Origin of the sequence: Bacillus sp. FSL K6-2839, from assembly GCF_038003365.1 — a bacterium.
Lineage (GTDB): Bacteria > Bacillota > Bacilli > Bacillales > Bacillaceae > Bacillus.
Genome location: NZ_JBBOOZ010000001.1, coordinates 2,416,963 through 2,436,052 on the forward strand (window position 1 = coordinate 2,416,963; position 19,090 = coordinate 2,436,052).

Sequence of the window (19,090 nt, forward strand, 5' to 3'; positions counted from 1 at the left end):
TCATGAAACCTTTTATCCCTTGATGACGTAAATCAATTCGTGTTTGCCCTATCACGACGAGGAGGAAAACAGCATGAATATAACAAATGGGTCAAAACAAGAGAAAGATCAAGCGCTTCCGCTCAGGAAAAATGAGAAAGAAGACGCACCTCATGAGGTGATCAAGAAACACCTCATCAAAGGACAAAAGCTAGATTTAACAAAAGACAATCCAAATATCGATCAAATTCATATCGGGCTTGGCTGGGATCTGGCTGGCCAGCCAATTGATTTAGATACGCAAGTGTTTCTCTTAAATGAAGAGGACAAGCTGTTGTCTCCAAGCCATCTGATCTATTATCATCAGCAGCAAAGCTTAGACGGGGCTGTTCGTCATCTTGGTGATCATCAATTTGGCGGCGGATATCGAGACAATGAAATGATCATTATGCAATTAAGTAGAGTCTCACCTGATATTCATAAAATCGTCGTAACAGCCACGATACATGATGCACACGAGCGCAAGCATCATTTTGGACAAGTGACCAATGCCTACGTGCATCTTACTGATCAAATCTCCCAACAAGAGATTTGTACCTTTCAATTAACAGAAGATTATTCGTATTGCACATCCATTATTTGCGCTGAACTCATAAGAGATGAGGACGAATGGAAAATCATCGCGACCGGGCAAGGAACTACGCTAGATTTAAACGACTTATGCCTCATCTATGGATTCACAACTTGACGCAGGAAAGGAGCTGGCACCAATGGGATTTCATTTCAACACGATAGAAGAACTCACTTTACAAGCAGAAGGCAGCGGAATCTTTTTTGCGAAAAAAGGCGCAATGATTGCCGATCAAGGAACGTTTCAATACCGCAAACGACTACTCGGGACAAATAAAGGAAATATGGTCAGTCAAGTATTTAACCATATCAGCAGAAAATTGACAGGTGAAAACCTTGAGGTGATGGAAGTGAGTGGACAAGGTACTTGTTATTTAGCTGATTCCAGCGAGCACGTGACAGTGATTAATCTTGAGCCGAGCGGTCCTTGGCAGCATGTAAGTGTAGAAAGTGAAGATCTACTTGCCTTTACTGAGGAGTGTCATTACGGCGTGACACCAGTAGGCGTTGGTATTTTATCACAGAAAGGACTGTTTACATCAAAGCTCTCCTATCAAGGTCATGGAGCGCAGGTCGCCATTAAAACGAATGGAAACCCGCTCATTTTAAAAGGCCCCTGCCGTGTAGATCCTGACGCCATTGTCGCTTGGACAGGCAAAGCACCGAAGGTCAAATTAGATGTGAACTGGAAAACCTTCATTGGACAAACATCTGGTGAATCCTACTTATTTGAGTTTCAAGAACAAGACCAAATTGTCATTATCCAGCCATCTGAGCGCACATCTGGCTTACGGGTTGGTTTAGATGATAATCGCTACAAGCCTCAAAGCCAGAGCTCTTCTCATGATTTCACTAATTCACAGACATCACAGCAAGAGAATAAAGGCGGGCTTAGTGATCTGATCGGAGGCATTTTACAACCGCGAAAATAAAAGCATGTAGAAAATCTCTACATGCTTTTTCAATTCATTAATCCATTTGTTTCAATAAAGTTCTTTGTCTCTTCATTCCCGAGCTCATAAATCATTGAGTAAATCTCTTGTCTTTTTCGATCCATTTCATCATTCGGACTGTCATAATGATATTCAAGAAACGGAACATGCGCTCGAAAGAATCCTTTCCAATCTGTCATATACTGTTCATCGAAATAGTCTCTCAGCTGCAAAATTTGATCATCATCTGCTTCTATTTGAAATTGCCAAGCCGCCGCATCTCTATGCTGCGATATCGACCCATCCTGTACAGATACATAATATGTGTGTCTCGCCATCTGATTCATCCTTTTTCCTTTAGTATGACCAGATATGAAGAAATTACGGCTTTTTGCGTAATTTATTTTTCAACATGTCCAACACATCAATAAACAACTGTGGAATGGGAATTCCGAGGGCATTGGCTGTCGAGACGATTTGGTAAGATTCATAAATAATATAAAAGATGATCGCTAAATCCTTAATCATCCCATTTGTCTTCAGCATGACATCGAAGAAATGCGCCATCGATATTAAGGAGACCGTCACAATCTTTCGAACAAGCCGTGTAAAAAAACGTTTCATTGTGAGCTGCCCAGTCAAAGATTCTCTTAGGCTTGAACAAATTAATTCAATGGCCATCAATGTTACTAATATCATCAGTAAATATCCTGCTCCACCAAACAGAAAGCTCATCGCTGACAAACTGACTGTAAACAACGAAAAGATGCCTAAATCCTTGCTCACTTGGCATCAACATCCTTTCATAGTGGAACTCCTTACCTCAATAGTATATGCCGGATCCTCGCAATAGCTTGGACGACAAAAAATAAAGGCGTCGTCTTTTAAATCGGACAGAGTGATGACAAGAAAAATAGCCGCCTTGTGCGGCGGCTTCCATTCTTAGACTCTGACATCAATAAAGCGAGCGTCTGAATCCTTTGGCTGAACAGCTTGAGGCTGCTGCTGAACTTGATCCAGCATGACCATGGCTTGTGCTGTATTCGTAGCAAGCTGTGAATTCAACAAACTAATATTGAGTGTTCTTTGAATGCTCGCGACTTGCTGACTCATCATTCCTGCAATGGAAGACATCTTCTCCCCTCCCTTCTCTTTTCTCTTCGGCTGAAAGCCCTATGATTTCAATGGGCTGTCTGTCACAAATCCATCAAAAAAGAATGCCGATCTTATGATCGACATTCCTTTCACATTCGTATTATCCTAAAAATGCTTTAAGCATCCAGTTGTGTTTCTCAATAGATTGATGTATCGCAAGCAGCATATCACCTGTTGTTTCATCGCCAACTTCTCCAGCCAGCTCCATTCCTTGCTTTAATTCCTCTGCGATATTGGAGAAATCATCATATAGATTTTTCACCATTTGCTCCGCTGATTCATTGCCTTCAGCTTCTTGAATGCTAGAAATTTCTAAGCATTCTTTCATTGTCGCAACAGGCTGTCCATTTAACGCAAGCATACGCTCAGCCAAATCATCAATGTATGTCGCTGTTTCTGTATAAAGTTCCTCAAATTTCTCATGGAGTGTAAAGAAGTCTTTTCCCTTTACGTACCAATGATAGTTATGTAATTTCACGTAAAGCACAGTCCAATCAGCTACTTGTTTATTGACGACGTTTAATAATTTTTCAGACATGTTCATTCCTCCTTATGTAATTGCGTTTAGTATGAGAATACCCTTTTCCTATTATACTGAAACCTGCCATGAATTTCTTCTATTTTGACTGCATGAAATATATGTTAATATGGAAATAAGGAGGGAGTTAGATGCTGTTACTTGGGATTATCAGCTTTATCATTATCTCAATCGTTGTCTTTTTATCACTGTGGACAACATCGAAGGCTTATGAATATAAGCATAAAATCGATTCACCACAGGATGCTGAACCAAACCAACGTCCTAACCCAAAATAAATCGCACTTAATGATGTGAGGTTTCTGCTTCAGTAGATGAACTCTCTTTTTTCACATCACCTACGTGGATATTCGTCTTCGGCATATTATGCTGCTGTTTAGCTGTCACATGGACTTGTATGATATAAAGGCCATCTTTTTTAAAGGCTGTATGCAATTCATATACACCTTTGTTCTCTTTCTTTGGCTGAATCATCTTGCTGTTATCTTTGTCACCATCTTTCCACACTTCAAATTGAACATCGTCTGCATCATCAACAGGGGTATCACCATATGTGACAGCTGCTTTTACTATAACGCTTTCATTTTTCTCCACTTGCTCAGGTCCTGTAAGCTTCACTTCTAATAGCTCAGGCACCTCCCCTTTGCCGCTATTTGCTGCAGAGTTCCCACATGCACTTAGTAACATGAGCATCAAAATCATTCCCAACATTTTTCGCATCCCGAGTTTCCCCCTTCTTTTACTGACATGTCCATTTTAACAAATATCCCCTATTTTGACATCTCATGATCGAATTCAAAAAACCGGACATCAACATGTCCGGTTTATGATCTATTAACCAAATACTTTTAGAAGCTCTTCTTGATCTTGAGAAAGCCAGAAACGCATCAAACGTTTTGCCCCTTCAAGGTCATGAAGCTTCGCTTGGCCGCATTGCTCTTCGTTTGCAGCAGGAATCTCTGTTACCTCAACTGCATCCTTGAATGTTGCATCAAGAAGTTCAACGATCTCTTTTGGAGTAGGTGCACCACTGACCACTAAATAGTAGCCTGTCTGGCAGCCCATTGGAGAAATATCAATGATATCAAAATGATCGTATTTCTCTGAGTGTGTTCTAATGTTAAACGCAAGTAAATGCTCTAATGTATGAATCGTATCAGGTTTCATCGCCTGCTTGTTAGGCTGACAAAAACGAATATCAAATTTATTTACTTCCCCATCTGATCCCACTTTATGAACGCCGCAATGACGAACGTATGGCGCTTTTACAGCATTATGATCAAGTTCAAAGCTTTCAACTGAAGGCATAATCACCACTCCTATAATTGCAATTTCCTATATTATAACATATTTCTCCGACCAGCTTAGTTTATAAAACTTTCCTTCCTTGTCCTTTTTTCTTATACTGTGAAAGACAGACAAGGAGGAACCTCTATGAAACAAATTTTTATCGGCATCATACGCTTTTATCAAAAATGTATTTCCCCTCTTACACCGCCCAGCTGCCGGTTTTACCCAACATGCTCAAACTATGGGCTAGAGGCGATCAAAACGCATGGCGCTTTAAAAGGCGGCTGGCTCACCATCAAACGGATTTTAAAATGTCATCCGCTCCATCCTGGCGGCATCGATCCTGTCCCGCCGAAAAAGGAAAAATAACTTATTTTTCTTCATATCCGTTGACGACTAAGTCAAGCTTGCCTGTTCCAGGATCAATGACAAGACCGTGCACAGGCACATCTGATGGAAGAAGCGGGTGATTTTTTACAACGGACACACTGTCCTTCACGCTCTCTTCAACAGAACTAAAGCTTTTGAGCCACTGTTTAAAGTCGATTCCTGAGTATTCCAGTACTTCAATACGCTTTTCTGGAATACCACGCTCAATGGCTTTGTTTAAAAGTGTTTGACTGTCTATTTTGCTCATACCGCAATCATGATGCCCAATGACATAAACCTCGTCAGCATTTAATTCGTAAACAGCCACTAAAATGCTTCGCATAATACTTCCAAATGGATGAGAAACAAGAGCACCAGCACTTTTAACGATCTTGATATCTCCATTTTTCATGTTCATTGCACGCGGAAGCAGCTCGACAAGTCTTGTATCCATACATGACAGAATGACAGCTTTTTTCTGTGGAAACTTCGTTGTTGTAAATTCTTCGTATTTCTTCTCTTCAATAAACTGTTGATTATATTCGATGATTTCATCTAAAAGTTTCATACGTTTGCCCATTCCTTTATCTTTTTTAAAAATAAATATAGCACAATGTGAGAAATTTCGTCACGTTTTGCAGCGCATTTTTTTAAAGGAAACATCTGCTGATGAAATTTTTTTATTTTCCTCTTTTCAAATCGTAATTATTACGATACAATAACTCAGGACATTAAATCGTAATCATTTCTATCTAATAGATTGAGAGGAGACATTTCTACATGAAAAAAATCTTTTATATTTTAACAGCTGCTTTATTTGCGATCGGTCTTGCCGCTTGCTCAAGCAGTACGGGAACAAATGCTTCAAAAGGAAAGGCAGACGGGAAACTAACCATTTACACCACGATCTTCCCGATCCAAGATTTCACTGAAAAAATTGGCGGTTCTCACGTTCATGCACAAAGTGTTTACCCTGCCAATGCAGATGCACACAGCTTTGAACCAAGTTCAAAAACGATGGTTGAAATGGCTGAAGGTGACGCCTTCATCTACAGCGGTACAGGAGCTGAAGCATTCGCTGATAAAACCGCTTCTACGTTAAAAGACCAAGGTGTGAAAACAGTCAAAGCAGCCGAAGGCATCAAATTGTTATCGACAAAAGAAGAGCATTCACATGAAGAAGGCGAAGACCATGAAAGTGAAGCTCATGACCATGATGAACACGACCATGGAGATAAAGATCCTCACGCATGGTTAGACCCGGTTTATGCAAAGCAAATGGCGAAAAACATTAAGGACACGCTCGTTTCATTAGATCCAGATCATAAAGACGAATACACAAAAAACTATGAAAAACTAAAAAAGGATTTGCAATCGCTAGATCAAGAGTTCAACACAACGTTATCTAAAGCAAAACATAAAGAAATCCTTGTTTCTCACGCAGCCTACGGTTATTGGGAAAAGCGCTACGGTATTGAGCAAATCAGTGTATTAGGGTTATCCGCTTCTGAAGAGCCTTCACAAAAACAGCTCGAAAGCATTGTACAAAAAGCTGAAAAGCATCACATTCAATATGTGATTTTTGAAAACAACGTCAGCAGCAAAGTATCAGATACAATCCGCAGTGAAATTGGGGCAAAAACCCTCACACTTAAAAATCTAGAATCTATTACTGAAGATGATGCCAAAAATGGCGAAAGCTACATCAGCTTAATGAAACAAAATCTAAAGACCTTAAAAACCGCTTTAAATGATTAATTACTAGAACCCCGGGTGATCATCCGGGGTTTTTTGCTGCAAAAAAGCACACCATTTGTAGGGTGTGCTTTTAGATTGTAGACAAAGGGCTAAAATGATGTTTATTTTAGCCCTTTGTCTTCTTTCCAGCGTGATAGAAAACCTTTGAAGTCTAGGAAGGACAGCTACCTTTGCGGAGCGAATTTAACATTCGTGAGCATCGGCGCACAGGACTGACAGTTTGTCTACACGCTGAAAGCACACCAATGCAGGGTGTGCTTTTTATTACATTTGATATTTTTTCTTAAACAACTCGGCTCTTCCGCCTTTTTCTCCGAATTTTTGTCGTCCTGTATAAAAAGGATGCGTATCAGAGCTTGTTTCTACTTTAATCACAGGATACGTTTTCCCATCTTCCCATTCTACTGTTTCATTGGATGTCTTTGTCGATTTACTCAAGAAGCGGTAACCGCTGTTTACGTCCATAAATACAACTTCATGTGAGGTTGGATGAATATCTCTTTTCAATGTCAAAACTCCTTTCATTATCAAAACGTAATGATTACGCTTTATATTTATATTTTACTCCCTCTTTTACAACTTGTCAAAAATCAAGCTTTCTTAGTCAGGAAGAATAATCTAAAAATGGTGGAGAATAATAACATCATGAAAAAGAGAAGCGATAAGAAAGGCGGAGAAAAAATTGACTGATCTCGTTTTAGCTAGAAGCCTGTTCGGCACAACCATGGGCTTTCATATTATTTATGCCTCGCTTGGCGTCGGCATCCCGCTAATGATTTTGTTAGCTGAACTCATCTTCCAAAAAACGAAGGATCCTCACTATGCTGTCATGGCCAAACGGTGGACGAATGCGCAGGCTGTCTTGTTAGGTGTCGCCATTCCAACAGGCACGATTGCTGGTACCCAGCTCGCTCTTCTATGGCCAGGTTTTATGGAGGTCATCGGAAAGGTCATGTCACTGCCATTTCAGATTGAAATTTATGCGTTCTTTATTGAAGCATTATTTATGTCTATTTATGTGTACGCAGCGGATCGCCTATCACCTGCTATGCGCATCATTACCGTTATTTTTGTCGTGATTGGCGCAGCCGCTTCAGCGATTCTGATCACAAACGTACATGCGTTTGAAGGAACACCTGCTGGCTTTCAAATGGTCAATGGAGAGATTACAAATATCGAGCCTTGGAAGGCCTTTTTCAATCCAAGCTTTGTGGTGACTGCGACACATGTCGTGCTGTCTGCTTTTACAACAGGTGCTTTTGTGATTGCTTCGGTGGCCGCTTTTAAAATGCTCAAAACAAGAAAGAATGAGAAACTCTATACTTTTCATCGAAAAGCCCTTTTTCTTGGACTTATTGTAGGAGGCCTTTTCTCATTTCTTACGGCCTTAAATGGTCATGAGTCTGCTCAGCTTCTGTATGAATATCAGCCTGAAAAGTTAGCCGGTGCTGAAGGTTTATTTGAAACACAATCACATGCGCCTCTTGCAATAGGTGGTTTTACTGATGCCGATTCACAGGAAATTAAAGGAGCAATTGAAATCCCTTGGGCGCTTAGTTTTCTGGCAGGAAATAGCTTTGATACGGTGGTCAAAGGCTTAAATGATTTCCCTCGTGACGAGTGGCCGCCTTTATTTATTCACACATTATTTAACGGCATGGTTATCATTGGCTCAGTCCTCATTTTGTTTGCAGTGTTAGCACTGCTTTACCGCAAAATTTTAAAACGCGAACATTATCCGAAGTGGCTCCTTTTTCTTTACTTATTCGGCGGGCCCCTTAGTCTTTTGGCCATTGAGTTCGGCTGGATCTTTGCATGTACAGGCCGTCAGCCATGGGTCATTTATCGAATGCTCAAAACCTCAGAGGTCGTCACATCATCCGGTTCAATCGGTACGCTCTTTATCCTTTTTGCCATTGTCTATCTCATCTTAGGCATAGCAACCGTTATTGTACTGACGTACTACTTTAGAAAACATTCGATTGAAGAAGACCTACGGTTAACAGAATCTTAAAAAGGAGCGATCTAGATGCAAATGGATGTTACAACTGATGCGCTCATTGCAATCACCATCTTATGGGGATTCGTTTTTATCTATGCAGTGATGGCATCAATGGATTTCGGCGCAGGATTTTGGTCGATGATTTATATGAATAGAGAACAAACAAAGGCCGCTAATATTGCAAATAAATATCTTTCTCCAACATGGGAAGTAACAAACGTCTTCATTGTGGCGATTGTTGTTGCATTGTTTAGCTTGTTTCCAGGTGCGACCTTTGTACTTGGTACCGTTTTATTAATACCCGGCAGCATCATATTGTTACTACTTGCACTGCGAAGCGGGTTTCTCGTGTTTTCTCATTCTCTCCCTAAAAAATACCGAAAAGCGGTTACTTACATTTCAGGGATTAGCGGCTTTATCATTCCGTCCATCCTGATCATGGTTCTTCCGATTACTCATGGTGGATTTATCTTTCAGGAGAACAACGTCTACTCATTAGATCTTGGACTGGTCTTTACGAGTGCAAATGTCTATTCTTTTGTCGGCTTTGCCATTTTCAGCACCCTTTTTCTTTCGTCTTTGCTTTTAGCTGATTTCTCGAATGTGGCTGATGAAGATGAAGCTTACAGCATTTATAGAAGAGGGGCTCTCATTACGGGTCCGCTTTCACTCTTGATGGCCTTTTTTATCATGCTGACATTACGAAGCGAGGCCAATTGGCTGTTCACAAAAATGATGCAGAACATTCCTATTCTTCTTGTATCACTCCTGATGTTTTTGCTAGCAGGACTAGCTCTATTTTTACCAAACAGCCGGTTTAAGCAGCGGAAAGGCCGGCCACGTTTAGCTGTCATTGCGATTACCATTCAATATTTTTTAGCAAGCTACGTGTACGGACGTGCCCACTTGCCTTATATGGCCTATCCAGATATTACAATCATGTCTGGATTTACAGACCCTGTCACATTTAGAGCATTGTTTATCACCTATATTGTAGGTTTTATCATCTTATTCCCTGGGTTCTATTTCTTCTGGAAATTGTTTATGAAGGATAAGCGCTATATTCGTCAGGAAGATTAACATGAATGGACGAGGTTCATTTCGGTTACATTATAGAAGAAAGACATACTCAAAAGGAGGTCATCTGTATGAGTCAAAAAATCCTTTGTGAAGTCAATAACTGTTCCTATTGGAATGCTGGAAACCGCTGTGGGGCAGATGCAATCTATGTCGTCAGCCACACAGGAAATACGGCTGAAAAAAGTGAAGAAACGGATTGTAAAACGTTTAAACCACAAGATCTTTAAGTCTCATTAAAGGAGGCGCTTCACATTGAAACACGATCGGCTGCTTCAAACGTTTTTTGACGAAATTCATGACGCGGACGAAGCCGCATTTTATCAGGCTGCTCACTCCTTTTTAAACCTTTGGGATTATGAATATGGCCATGCAGCAGACATGCCCAATGAAATGAATCACTATATCGGACAGCTTGCTTACGACAGCGAGCTTGTAGAAGAGTAAGAAAGAGCGGATCACCGCTCTTTCTTTCTTAATGAGACAGGAAGGAAAAACTTTCTCTCACTATACATAGATTTTATTGGATGTGCAAAAGGTGATTCACTCGTTTTCACATCACAAAATCATGTTTTGTAAACACGTCAATTTTATCTGAAAAAGAACGAAGCGCTTGATAGTCCACTTCTACGCCCATTCCTGGGGAACGAGGTACCTCAATAAAACCATTCTCAACCTTGATTTCAGGAAAAATGATATCTTGCTCCCAATATTTTGATGAAGCTGAAATATCACCTGGGATTGTAAATTGAGGAAGGGAAGCAAGTGCCACGTTCTGCGCGCGGGAAATGCCTGTTTCAATCATCCCTCCGCACCATAATGGAATTTGATGCTCCTTACTGAATGTATGGATTTTAAGGGCTTCTGTCAGCCCCCCAACTCGTGAAGGCTTCACATTAATAATTTGACAGCTGCCAAGCTCTACAGCTTTTCTAGCATCATCTAAAGAACAAATACTTTCATCCAAACATATCGGTGTTTTTAAATGCTTTTGCAAATGGCGATGATCCACGATATCATCTGCAGCTAATGGCTGTTCAATCATTAATAAACGAATGTCATCGAGCTGCTTGAGCTTGCTAATATCCTTTAATTCATAAGCAGAGTTTGCATCCGCCATTAATGGAAGGTTAGGGAAAGACTCTCTAATTTTTTTAAGAAGTCCAATATCCTGTCCCGGCTTAATTTTCACCTTCACACGCTGATAGCCTTGGTCAACATATTGCTGAATTTGCTTCAGCATGTCGTCAATGGGTCCTAACCCCGCCACAACACCAGAAGGTATTCTCTCTTTGGTGCCGCCTAATACATCGCGTAACGACTTATTCTCACGCTTCGCATAAATATCCCAAACAGCCGCTTCGATTCCCGCTTTCGCCATCCTATTACCTTTAAATTGGTACAGGCTGTCTGGTATTTCTGAAGGGTGTGTAAAGGTGCGTGTCAGTACATTCGGTATAAAGAAAGCTCTCAGCATATGATAGCAAGTCTCAATGGTTTCTTCTGTATACCATGGAGAAGAAAAGGCTGACACCTCTCCCCATCCAGTCAATCCTGTTTGATCTTTTACCTCGACAATAATAAACTCACGCTCTGAGATGGTTCCAAGACTTGTTGTAAATGGCTGCTTGAGCTTCATCGTGACATGATATAAAATCACTCGTTCAATTTGAATCATCTAAAAACCCCTTTGATTTGAGTCTGTGCCTCTGCAATTTATTCGACGCATTTCTTGGCAGCTCGTCCACAAAGTGAAAAGCGGTGGGCCATTTATATTTTGCTAAATGCGACTCACATAATGCATAGAGCTCATTCTCCGGTATCTTATGGTCTGTGACAAGAAAGGCAGCCGGTACCTCTCCCCATCTATCATCATACATACCCGCCACTCCGGCTTCCTTTACATGCGGATGTGTTAACAGAACCGCTTCAATTTCAGCAGGATAAATATTCTCACCGCCAGAAATAATTAAATCTGAACGGCGGTCAAGCACAAATAAGAACCCTTCCTCATCCACATAGCCAATATCACCCGTTTTCAGCCAGCCTTGATCAAAGGCAGCTGTGGTTGCTTCTTCACGGTAAAGGTATCTTTTCATGACATTTGCCCCTTTCACCATAATTTCGCCATGCTCAAAAGGACGACAAGTGCGTGTACCATCTTGAATTTTCAGCTCACACCCAAAAAGGGGTTTTCCAGCTGATCCAAGCTTCTCTACACTAAATTCAGGCGCAAGGGTCACAATTTGTGAACAGGTTTCCGTCATACCGTACGATTGAAACACAGGGAATCCTTTCTCTTTGCTTTCTTGAAGCATCGCAAAAGGCGCAGGTCCTCCGCCTAATAAAAGACAGCGCAAAGAAGACGGGCATTCTTCCAGTCTGCTTAATAAACGGGATAACATCGTTTGAACAACAGATATCATCGTCACACGATGCTGTTCAATAGAATCCTTTACTTCATCGACATCAAACTTCTCATGAAGTACAACAGTCATCCCATAGATCACAGACTTAAATAAAGCGGATAACCCGCTAATATGAAAAAGAGGCAGTGCAATAAGCCAGCGGTCATCCTCTCTGATGCCCATATTTAGTGCAGAGGAAACAGCACTATGAAAATGATTGCCAAACGTTTGCTCCACGCCTTTTGGGCGTCCTGTTGTGCCAGATGTATACATGATGGTCGCTGTTTCATTCAAATCAAATTCGCTCTCGATTTTCTTTTCATTATCTTGACCTGCTTCAGGTAAAGTCTCCATTGTATAAACGGGGAGATCACCTTTATGATCACTGGCATAAACAGGTTCAGTTAATAAAGCGGCTGCTTTTGCATCTTCAAGCTGATAGCGCCTCTCAGCTTTTGTTAACTTATTGTTCAATAGCACGATTTTTAATCCTAATGAAAAACAAGCATGAACAAGCATCACCATTTGAGGCTGATTGTTCATCAAAAGCCCAACCGTTTCCCCTTTTTTCAATGATGCATCTGCAAGTCTATTAGAAAGCTCATTTACTTCATCAGCTAAATCGCGAAATGTCCACTTTTTATCCTGATAAATGAGCGCGATTCTTTCTGGCGTTAAATAAGCACGGTACAGCAGCCAATTAGGTTGCTTCATCATGACACCTCCTCTTCTTAAAAGAAAACAGCTTAGTCTGATGCACTAAGCTGTTTTTCATCGATATGATTGAATCAAGGGAAACGCGGGAACTGACCGAAGTCCGGCTTGCGTTTTTCCTTAAAGGAATCGCGTCCTTCTTTTGCTTCATCTGTTGTGTAATAAAGAAGTGTCGCATCTCCTGCAAATTGTTGAATTCCAGCTAATCCATCCGTATCTGCATTAAATGCAGCCTTCAAGAATCGTAAAGCAGTCGGGCTCTTTTCTAGCATTTCCTCACACCACTTCACAGTTTCTTCTTCAAGCTGCTCTAATGGTACAACTGTATTGACAAGTCCCATATCAAGCGCTTCTTGTGCATTGTATTGACGGCATAAGTACCAGATTTCTCTCGCTTTCTTATGACCAACAATACGTGCAAGGTAGCCTGAACCATAACCAGCATCAAAGCTGCCTACTTTTGGACCAGTTTGTCCAAAAATTGCATTATCTGCTGCGATTGTCAGGTCACATACAACGTGAAGAACGTGCCCGCCGCCGATTGCATAACCAGCAACCATTGCAATCACCGGTTTTGGAATCACACGAATCAAACGCTGTAAGTCTAATACATTTAGACGCGGAATTTGATCGTCTCCTACATAGCCGCCATGGCCGCGTACTTTTTGATCTCCACCAGAACAGAATGCTTTGCCGCCAGCTCCTGCAAGTACGATTACACCAACATTTGAATTATCACGAGCACGTGAAAATGCATCAATTAATTCACTCACAGTCTTTGGTGTAAACGCGTTATGTACATGTGGACGATTAATCGTGATCTTTGCGATCCCATTGTACGTTTCATATAAAATTTCGTCATACTGACGCTCAGTTTGCCATTCAATAGCCATCAATAGTTCCTCCTCTAAAATCTTGCGTAATAAACTCACTTACTATTTTACCAAAAAAATGTGGTTGTTCCACATGAACTGTATGCCCAGCCTGCTCAGCCAATATGAATTGACTGTCTTCAAGCTCCTGCTGCATACGTTTGGCGATATTGCAGAACTTTTCATCAAGCGCTCCGCAAATCAACAAAACAGGTAAATTCATATGCTTTAATGCCTTCCAAACAGAGGGCTGCGAACCTGTTCCTAGGCCTTCTAAGCTGCGAGCCAGTCCAAGTGGATTGGCTTTCAGCCTTCCCTCTCTCAGTTGAGCCTGCGTTTCAGCTGATAAAGTTTTCTGCGAAGCAAACAGTGGAATACTCTCCCAAAAATCCACAAACTTCACTAAACCTTCATGTCTAAGTTTCTGAGCGAGCTGATGATCGTGTTTGAGTCTTGCCATCCGCTCTTTAAAAGTGCGAAGCCCTGGAGAGGTACTCTCAAGGATCAATTTGTTGACACGATCTGGATAACGAGAGGCAAATGATAAAGCAATACGTCCTCCCATAGAATATCCGAGAATATTCACTTTGTGAAGCTTTAATTGCTTTAAAATCTCTGCAAGATCTGCCAGCTGATGTGACATCGCATATCTTCTCATACTTTCTGGTGAGTCCGTGCGGCCATGTCCAAGCAAGCTGACTTGAATCAATCTTGTATTCTCCATATAACCATTCAAGAACGTCCAAGAAGCCGCGCTTCCAGTGAAGCCATGTAAGCATAGCGTGGCATTCTCAGCCAATGGATTCTGATCCACCACCTCGTACGCCACACCATCACGCATCCGTATTATGAAAGAAGACATTCTTTTTTCACTTCTTCCAATATGTCATCCATCATTTGACGATGCTTGCTTACACGAGAATGGCGATCAGTTTCAATTTCAATTAAATGAAGCCCAGGCTCTTCTATATGTGCCATGTAGACATCATGTAATTCTTGTTTCGTTGACGGTTTCGAATAGGTTCCCCCATACAGCTTCGAAGCATACTCAAAATTCAGTCCAGTCGGCGTACCGAAGAGTTTTTCATAATACGGTTCATCAGACGCCTGTGGAAGGAAAGAAAAGATGCCTCCCCCATCATTGTTTAACAACACAACCGTCAGCGGAATGTCCAGCAGCTTAGCTGCAAGCAAACCGTTCATATCATGATAAAATGATAAATCTCCAATCACTAAGGTGACTGGCTGTTTCAAAGCCGCATACGTGCCAAGTGCTGTAGACACAACGCCATCAATGCCATTGGCTCCTCGATTCGCCATCATCCGAAAAGGCTTCGATTGCGCTTCAAAAAATGTATCCACATCACGAATCGGCATACTGTTTCCGATAAAAAGGACACTCTCCTTCGGCAAGAGATGCTGAAGCTGACGGTACACATTTCCCTCAAATGACAGATTCTCATCAGAATAATGGGATGCATGCGTTCTGAATGAAGAATTAACATTCTGCCAGCGTTTTAGAAAACTTGTATCCTCACGTTGATCCGCTCTCTTGAATACTTCATCTACAAAAGTTGCCACATCACTTTCAATGACGTATGAAGCACTTAATCCAGGATCTCGAAAACCTCCGGCAGCATCAACGACAATCTGATTCACTTCCACATGTTTTTCCAGCCACTTGAATAAAGGTTTGGACACAGGCATCGGTCCAAAACGAATGACCATATCCGGCAATAGATGCTGCTGCAATGCTTCATCTTTCAATAATGAATCATACGCATCAATAATAAGATCTGCATGTTCATGACCATTTCGCAAATGAGAAAGCGGGTCCGCTAAAATCGGAATATGCAAGGCTTTCGAAAGACGTAACACTGCCTCTTTCTCTTCCTGCGTATGAAGTTCACCACACACAATCAGTCCCTTTTTGGAATGGTTCATGACCGTCACGATTTCAGACATCACATCATCATTTGGGAAAGCCTGTCCTGCAGCTATGACCTTTTTTCGGCCAGTTTCTTCTCGCTCAAAAGGATCAATAGACAAATCAGGAAGCAATGGTTCTCTCAGAGGGACATTGATCTGAACAGGTCCCTTCGGCTCTTGCATTGACATATGATTTGCTCTTGCCGCAGCCGTCTGAACATAGCGTAACATCGTCTGACTTTCTTCTGGCAATGCTAAGTCTGTGAACCATTTAACAAACTTACCGAATAAGAATTGCTGATCAATCGCTTGAGGTGCCCCAACTTCCCTCAATTCGTGCGGCCGATCAGCAGTTAAAACAATAAGTGGTACACGGGAATAATGTGCCTCTACAATGGCTGGGTAAAAGTTAGCAGCTGCCGTACCTGATGTACAAATAAGCAGCACTGGTGCTTGACTTGCTTTTGCAAGACCAAGCGCATAAAAAGCAGCAGACCGTTCATCCACTAATACATGAACATTGATGTCTTGATGGGCAAGAGCCAGCATCGCAAGCGGGGTTGAACGGGAACCAGGACAGACAACCGCTTCCTTCACACCACCTTGTACAAATTCATCCATCAATCTGCCAATATATGTTGTCATGATTTGATTATTCAATCGGACGACCTCCAAGAGCAGATAGCATTGGTCTTAATTTCACTTGCGTTTCCTCGTACTCCTGCTTTGCAAGGGAATCCTCTACAATGCCGCAGCCAGCGAACAAACGAACATGGTCTTCCTCAATAAGACCTGACCGAATGGCGACAGCAAATTCTCCATTATCCTGAGAGTCAATCCAGCCCACCGGCGCCGCGTACCAGCCACGCTTCAACGGTTCGATTTCACGAATGACCTCAACCGCTTTTTCCTTCGGATATCCGCCTAATGCTGGCGTCGGATGGAGCTGTTCAATTAATGAAAAGAGGGAACAGCTGCTTTTAATTTCTCCCACAATCGGTGTAAACAAATGCTGAATGTTTTTTGTTTTATAAAGACTAGGTTGATTTGGTTTGTGCACGTGAAGGCAATTGGCCTCAAATGCTTGCTCAATCATATTGACGACAATTTGATGTTCAATCAAATTCTTCTCATCATGCAGCAGTTCCTCGCCTAATGCTCGATCTTCCGCTTCATCTTTTCCTCGAACAATCGAACCTGCTAAACAAGATGAAAAGACCTCTCCGCCGCTTTTTTTTACTAAGCGTTCCGGCGTAGCTCCGACAAATGCTTGTCTTCCTTGTTCAACCGCAAATACATAACTCGTTGTTTGATGCTTTAATAATTCTGCTAACAGTGGAGCGAGTTCAATTTGATTTTTATAGTGAAGCAAGACTTCTCTTGCTAAAACAACCTTTTCATATTCGTTTGCACGAATGTGGTCTGTCGCTTCTTGGATCGCCTTCATCCATTCCTTCACATCTAGTTCTTCCATATGAACAAGTTCAGCTTGTCCATCATGTCTGAACGGTAATGTTTCGAAATGAGAGGCTTTTTGTTCTAATTCTTGAATGAGCTGATGAACATTCCCGTCCACCTGCTTCCATTCATTGATCGTAAGAAACGTGCCTTCTTTCGAGACAGTGAGCATCATCGATGGCACAAAAAAATGAGCCTCGCCAAAAGCTTCCCAGTGACGCGCCTTCTCTTCATACGGATCAAATGAGAATCCTCCAAATAAAAGCGGACCAACAGCCGCTTGCCTTAACTCTTTCTCATCATGAAAATGGAACATGTGCTGCTTCAGCTGTTCCCATTCTTGATGGACTATATCAAATCGTTCCTTGCCTTGCTCAGTTGATTTAATGACGGCCGCTCTGCCAAGTCCAGAAAATATCATTTGGCTTTCTGGATCAGACCAAAAAAACCGCTCGCCTAAAAAATCCGCTTCGCCGCTTTGGAAAAAGGCAAGAGGATCCAGATCGTCAACTCTTCTGGAGTAGCTTATCAAAACAGCATGGTTGACGTTATTCGCTTCTTCTAATGTCGCAAGCGCTTCCTGCCGGAAAGTACTTTGCACTGTTGTCACCATGATACATTCCTCCAAAATCCATGAAATAACATAAAAAAATAAAACCATAATGAAAAAATACATGATCATTCGAGTATGTCGAATGACCTGCTTTTCTATTATAAACCTTAACAGATGAACTTAGTAAAGAAAACAGCTTTTAAAACCTCGAATCCTTATTATATCACGCTTTCTAGATTTTTTCGCTCCTGCTTCTTGAAACGAGAGCATCTAAAGGAAAAATGGCAAGTCCTGTTCTAAGATCAAGCTTTCTCTCGATATGGCAACGATTAGCAAACATCTTTTTTCGGTTTCATCGCATCAATATATTGACACCTTTTTGAACTTTGCTAAACTGGAATTTGGACGTGTACGTATTTTTTTATTTAAAGGAGTATATTTTATGCAGCATCAATCGATATCAGATCAGCTTTCACCGATTAAGCCTGATAAGAACTGGCGGATTTGGTGGAATTTACTACGACCGCATACATTAACAGCGGCATTTATTCCCGTTACTTTAGGAACTGTTCTAGCACTTCCAAGTGGTCAAATACATGTTGGGCTATTTTTAGCTATGCTGTTTGCATCTATGTTTATCCAAATCGCAACGAACATGTTTAATGAGTTCTTTGATTATGTTCGCGGATTGGACAACGAGAAATCTGTTGGCATCGGCGGAGCCATTGTAAGAAACGGTGTGAAGCCAAAAACAGTCCTCATCCTCGCTTATGCACTATTTGCGCTTTCTTTACTACTAGGGGTGTATATTTGCATGATGTCTAGCTGGTGGATTGCACTGATAGGACTCATTTGTATGGCAGCAGGCTATTTCTATACCGGCGGCCCTGTACCCATTGCATATACGCCGTTTGGAGAACTTGTGTCAGGTGCATTTATGGGACTAGGAATCATCTTGATTAGTTTCTATATCCAAACAGGCACACTGACATCTAAAGCTTTTCTCGTTTCACTACCAATTTCTATTTTAGTTGGTGCCATCTTACTATCGAACAATATCCGCGATTTAGACGGCGATAAAGAAAATGGACGAAAAACACTTGCAATCCTTGCTGGGCGAAAAGCTGCAGTGAACATTTTACTTTCCATGTTTTTGGTCTCATACGTACTTATTTTTGTTTATATCTTCACAGATATTGTCGGCCTTTGGAGTCTTCTTGTTTTACTCAGTGTGCCAAAAGCATATACAGCTATCAAAGAATTTAAGCAAAAAGAAAAACCAATTGAATTAATGAATGCCATGAAATCTACAGCTCAAACCAATACATTTTTCGGTTTCCTGCTGACAATCGCTTTGATCTTACAATACTATATTGCGTAACAAAGAACGCCTGCAGCCGCAGGCGTTTTTTCATGAGGAATTGCT

Annotated in this window: 24 protein-coding genes; 10 read left to right on the top strand and 14 right to left on the bottom strand. The window is 41.4% G+C overall.

The window, feature by feature from the left end:
- Window positions 1-73 precede the first annotated feature (73 nt).
- Entirely contained in the window at window positions 74-727 is a 654-nt protein-coding gene (locus MHH26_RS12345) for a TerD family protein (RefSeq protein WP_340973581.1), read from the top strand.
- Between the two features lie 22 nt (window positions 728-749).
- Window positions 750-1,541 carry an AIM24 family protein gene (locus MHH26_RS12350; protein ID WP_307500116.1) on the top strand — a complete coding sequence of 264 codons (792 nt, stop codon included), beginning with the start codon at window positions 750-752 and terminating at the stop codon, window positions 1,539-1,541.
- 29 nt (window positions 1,542-1,570) lie between these two features.
- Here MHH26_RS12350 and MHH26_RS12355 read toward each other — a convergent pair whose 3' ends face one another.
- The 4 genes from MHH26_RS12355 to MHH26_RS12370 all read right to left on the bottom strand — a co-directional run bounded on the left by MHH26_RS12355 (window position 1,571) and on the right by MHH26_RS12370 (window position 3,234).
- A complete protein-coding gene (locus MHH26_RS12355) occupies window positions 1,571-1,879 on the bottom strand; it encodes a hypothetical protein (protein ID WP_034665329.1) in 309 nt (102 codons plus the stop codon).
- Between the two features lie 43 nt (window positions 1,880-1,922).
- A complete protein-coding gene (locus MHH26_RS12360) occupies window positions 1,923-2,327 on the bottom strand; it encodes a phage holin family protein (protein ID WP_034665325.1) in 405 nt (134 codons plus the stop codon).
- Between the two features lie 156 nt (window positions 2,328-2,483).
- On the bottom strand, window positions 2,484-2,675 hold the full coding sequence (locus MHH26_RS12365; protein ID WP_034665322.1) for a hypothetical protein: 192 nt from the start codon (window positions 2,673-2,675) through the stop codon (window positions 2,484-2,486).
- A gap of 121 nt (window positions 2,676-2,796) precedes the next feature.
- Entirely contained in the window at window positions 2,797-3,234 is a 438-nt protein-coding gene (locus MHH26_RS12370) for a Dps family protein (protein WP_003217576.1), read from the bottom strand.
- A gap of 131 nt (window positions 3,235-3,365) precedes the next feature.
- On the opposite strand from MHH26_RS12370, the gene ytzI reads away from it, so the two are divergent.
- Window positions 3,366-3,512, top strand: coding sequence for a YtzI protein (ytzI, locus tag MHH26_RS12375; protein WP_034665318.1), 147 nt, complete (start codon window positions 3,366-3,368; stop codon window positions 3,510-3,512).
- 7 nt (window positions 3,513-3,519) lie between these two features.
- Here ytzI and MHH26_RS12380 read toward each other — a convergent pair whose 3' ends face one another.
- Entirely contained in the window at window positions 3,520-3,954 is a 435-nt protein-coding gene (locus tag MHH26_RS12380; protein ID WP_034665315.1) for a FixH family protein, read from the bottom strand.
- A 114-nt stretch (window positions 3,955-4,068) separates the two neighbouring features.
- Window positions 4,069-4,542 carry an S-ribosylhomocysteine lyase gene (locus MHH26_RS12385; protein ID WP_003217624.1) on the bottom strand — a complete coding sequence of 158 codons (474 nt, stop codon included), beginning with the start codon at window positions 4,540-4,542 and terminating at the stop codon, window positions 4,069-4,071.
- Window positions 4,543-4,668: 126 nt separating this feature from the next.
- Here MHH26_RS12385 and yidD point away from each other — a divergent pair, with 126 nt between their 5' ends.
- Entirely contained in the window at window positions 4,669-4,893 is a 225-nt protein-coding gene (gene yidD, locus MHH26_RS12390; protein ID WP_003217666.1) for a membrane protein insertion efficiency factor YidD, read from the top strand.
- 1 nt (window position 4,894) lies between these two features.
- Here yidD and MHH26_RS12395 read toward each other — a convergent pair whose 3' ends face one another.
- On the bottom strand, window positions 4,895-5,461 hold the full coding sequence (locus MHH26_RS12395) for a beta-class carbonic anhydrase (protein ID WP_034665310.1): 567 nt from the start codon (window positions 5,459-5,461) through the stop codon (window positions 4,895-4,897).
- Between the two features lie 212 nt (window positions 5,462-5,673).
- On the opposite strand from MHH26_RS12395, the gene MHH26_RS12400 reads away from it, so the two are divergent.
- A complete protein-coding gene (locus tag MHH26_RS12400) occupies window positions 5,674-6,651 on the top strand; it encodes a metal ABC transporter substrate-binding protein (protein ID WP_340973582.1) in 978 nt (325 codons plus the stop codon).
- Between the two features lie 264 nt (window positions 6,652-6,915).
- Here MHH26_RS12400 and MHH26_RS12405 read toward each other — a convergent pair whose 3' ends face one another.
- The gene (locus MHH26_RS12405; protein ID WP_034665302.1) at window positions 6,916-7,158 is read right to left on the bottom strand and encodes a type B 50S ribosomal protein L31; all 243 of its coding nucleotides are present in this window, start codon (window positions 7,156-7,158) and stop codon (window positions 6,916-6,918) included.
- A gap of 175 nt (window positions 7,159-7,333) precedes the next feature.
- Here MHH26_RS12405 and MHH26_RS12410 point away from each other — a divergent pair, with 175 nt between their 5' ends.
- From MHH26_RS12410 to MHH26_RS12425, 4 genes are all read left to right on the top strand, one after another.
- A complete protein-coding gene (locus MHH26_RS12410; RefSeq protein ID WP_340973584.1) occupies window positions 7,334-8,665 on the top strand; it encodes a cytochrome ubiquinol oxidase subunit I in 1,332 nt (443 codons plus the stop codon).
- Between the two features lie 21 nt (window positions 8,666-8,686).
- A complete protein-coding gene (locus MHH26_RS12415) occupies window positions 8,687-9,733 on the top strand; it encodes a cytochrome d ubiquinol oxidase subunit II (RefSeq protein WP_181185487.1) in 1,047 nt (348 codons plus the stop codon).
- A 68-nt stretch (window positions 9,734-9,801) separates the two neighbouring features.
- On the top strand, window positions 9,802-9,960 hold the full coding sequence (locus MHH26_RS12420; RefSeq protein ID WP_008360682.1) for a DUF1540 domain-containing protein: 159 nt from the start codon (window positions 9,802-9,804) through the stop codon (window positions 9,958-9,960).
- Between the two features lie 25 nt (window positions 9,961-9,985).
- Window positions 9,986-10,177 carry a hypothetical protein gene (locus tag MHH26_RS12425; RefSeq protein ID WP_034665287.1) on the top strand — a complete coding sequence of 64 codons (192 nt, stop codon included), beginning with the start codon at window positions 9,986-9,988 and terminating at the stop codon, window positions 10,175-10,177.
- A gap of 106 nt (window positions 10,178-10,283) precedes the next feature.
- Here the strand turns inward: MHH26_RS12425 and menC are convergent, their stop codons facing one another.
- From menC to MHH26_RS12455, 6 genes are all read right to left on the bottom strand, one after another.
- A complete protein-coding gene (gene menC / locus MHH26_RS12430; RefSeq protein WP_060597104.1) occupies window positions 10,284-11,408 on the bottom strand; it encodes an o-succinylbenzoate synthase in 1,125 nt (374 codons plus the stop codon).
- Window positions 11,395-12,855 (bottom strand): o-succinylbenzoate--CoA ligase, encoded by a 1,461-nt coding sequence (locus tag MHH26_RS12435; RefSeq protein WP_340973585.1) that lies wholly within the window; start codon window positions 12,853-12,855, stop codon window positions 11,395-11,397. Before MHH26_RS12435 ends, menC begins: the two co-directional genes overlap by 14 nt.
- A 71-nt stretch (window positions 12,856-12,926) precedes the next feature.
- Complete coding sequence (gene menB, locus MHH26_RS12440; RefSeq protein ID WP_034665273.1) at window positions 12,927-13,745, bottom strand: 1,4-dihydroxy-2-naphthoyl-CoA synthase; 819 nt, start codon at window positions 13,743-13,745, stop codon at window positions 12,927-12,929.
- A complete protein-coding gene (gene menH, locus MHH26_RS12445; RefSeq protein WP_340973586.1) occupies window positions 13,735-14,586 on the bottom strand; it encodes a 2-succinyl-6-hydroxy-2,4-cyclohexadiene-1-carboxylate synthase in 852 nt (283 codons plus the stop codon). The genes menB and menH overlap by 11 nt, the downstream gene beginning before the upstream one ends.
- The gene (gene menD / locus MHH26_RS12450; RefSeq protein WP_034665266.1) at window positions 14,571-16,313 is read right to left on the bottom strand and encodes a 2-succinyl-5-enolpyruvyl-6-hydroxy-3-cyclohexene-1-carboxylic-acid synthase; all 1,743 of its coding nucleotides are present in this window, start codon (window positions 16,311-16,313) and stop codon (window positions 14,571-14,573) included. Before menD ends, menH begins: the two co-directional genes overlap by 16 nt.
- Entirely contained in the window at window positions 16,306-17,724 is a 1,419-nt protein-coding gene (locus MHH26_RS12455; protein ID WP_307500123.1) for an isochorismate synthase, read from the bottom strand. Before MHH26_RS12455 ends, menD begins: the two co-directional genes overlap by 8 nt.
- Before the next feature lie 382 nt (window positions 17,725-18,106).
- Here MHH26_RS12455 and MHH26_RS12460 point away from each other — a divergent pair, with 382 nt between their 5' ends.
- Entirely contained in the window at window positions 18,107-19,045 is a 939-nt protein-coding gene (locus MHH26_RS12460) for a 1,4-dihydroxy-2-naphthoate polyprenyltransferase (RefSeq protein WP_340973588.1), read from the top strand.
- Window positions 19,046-19,090: the final 45 nt, after the last annotated feature.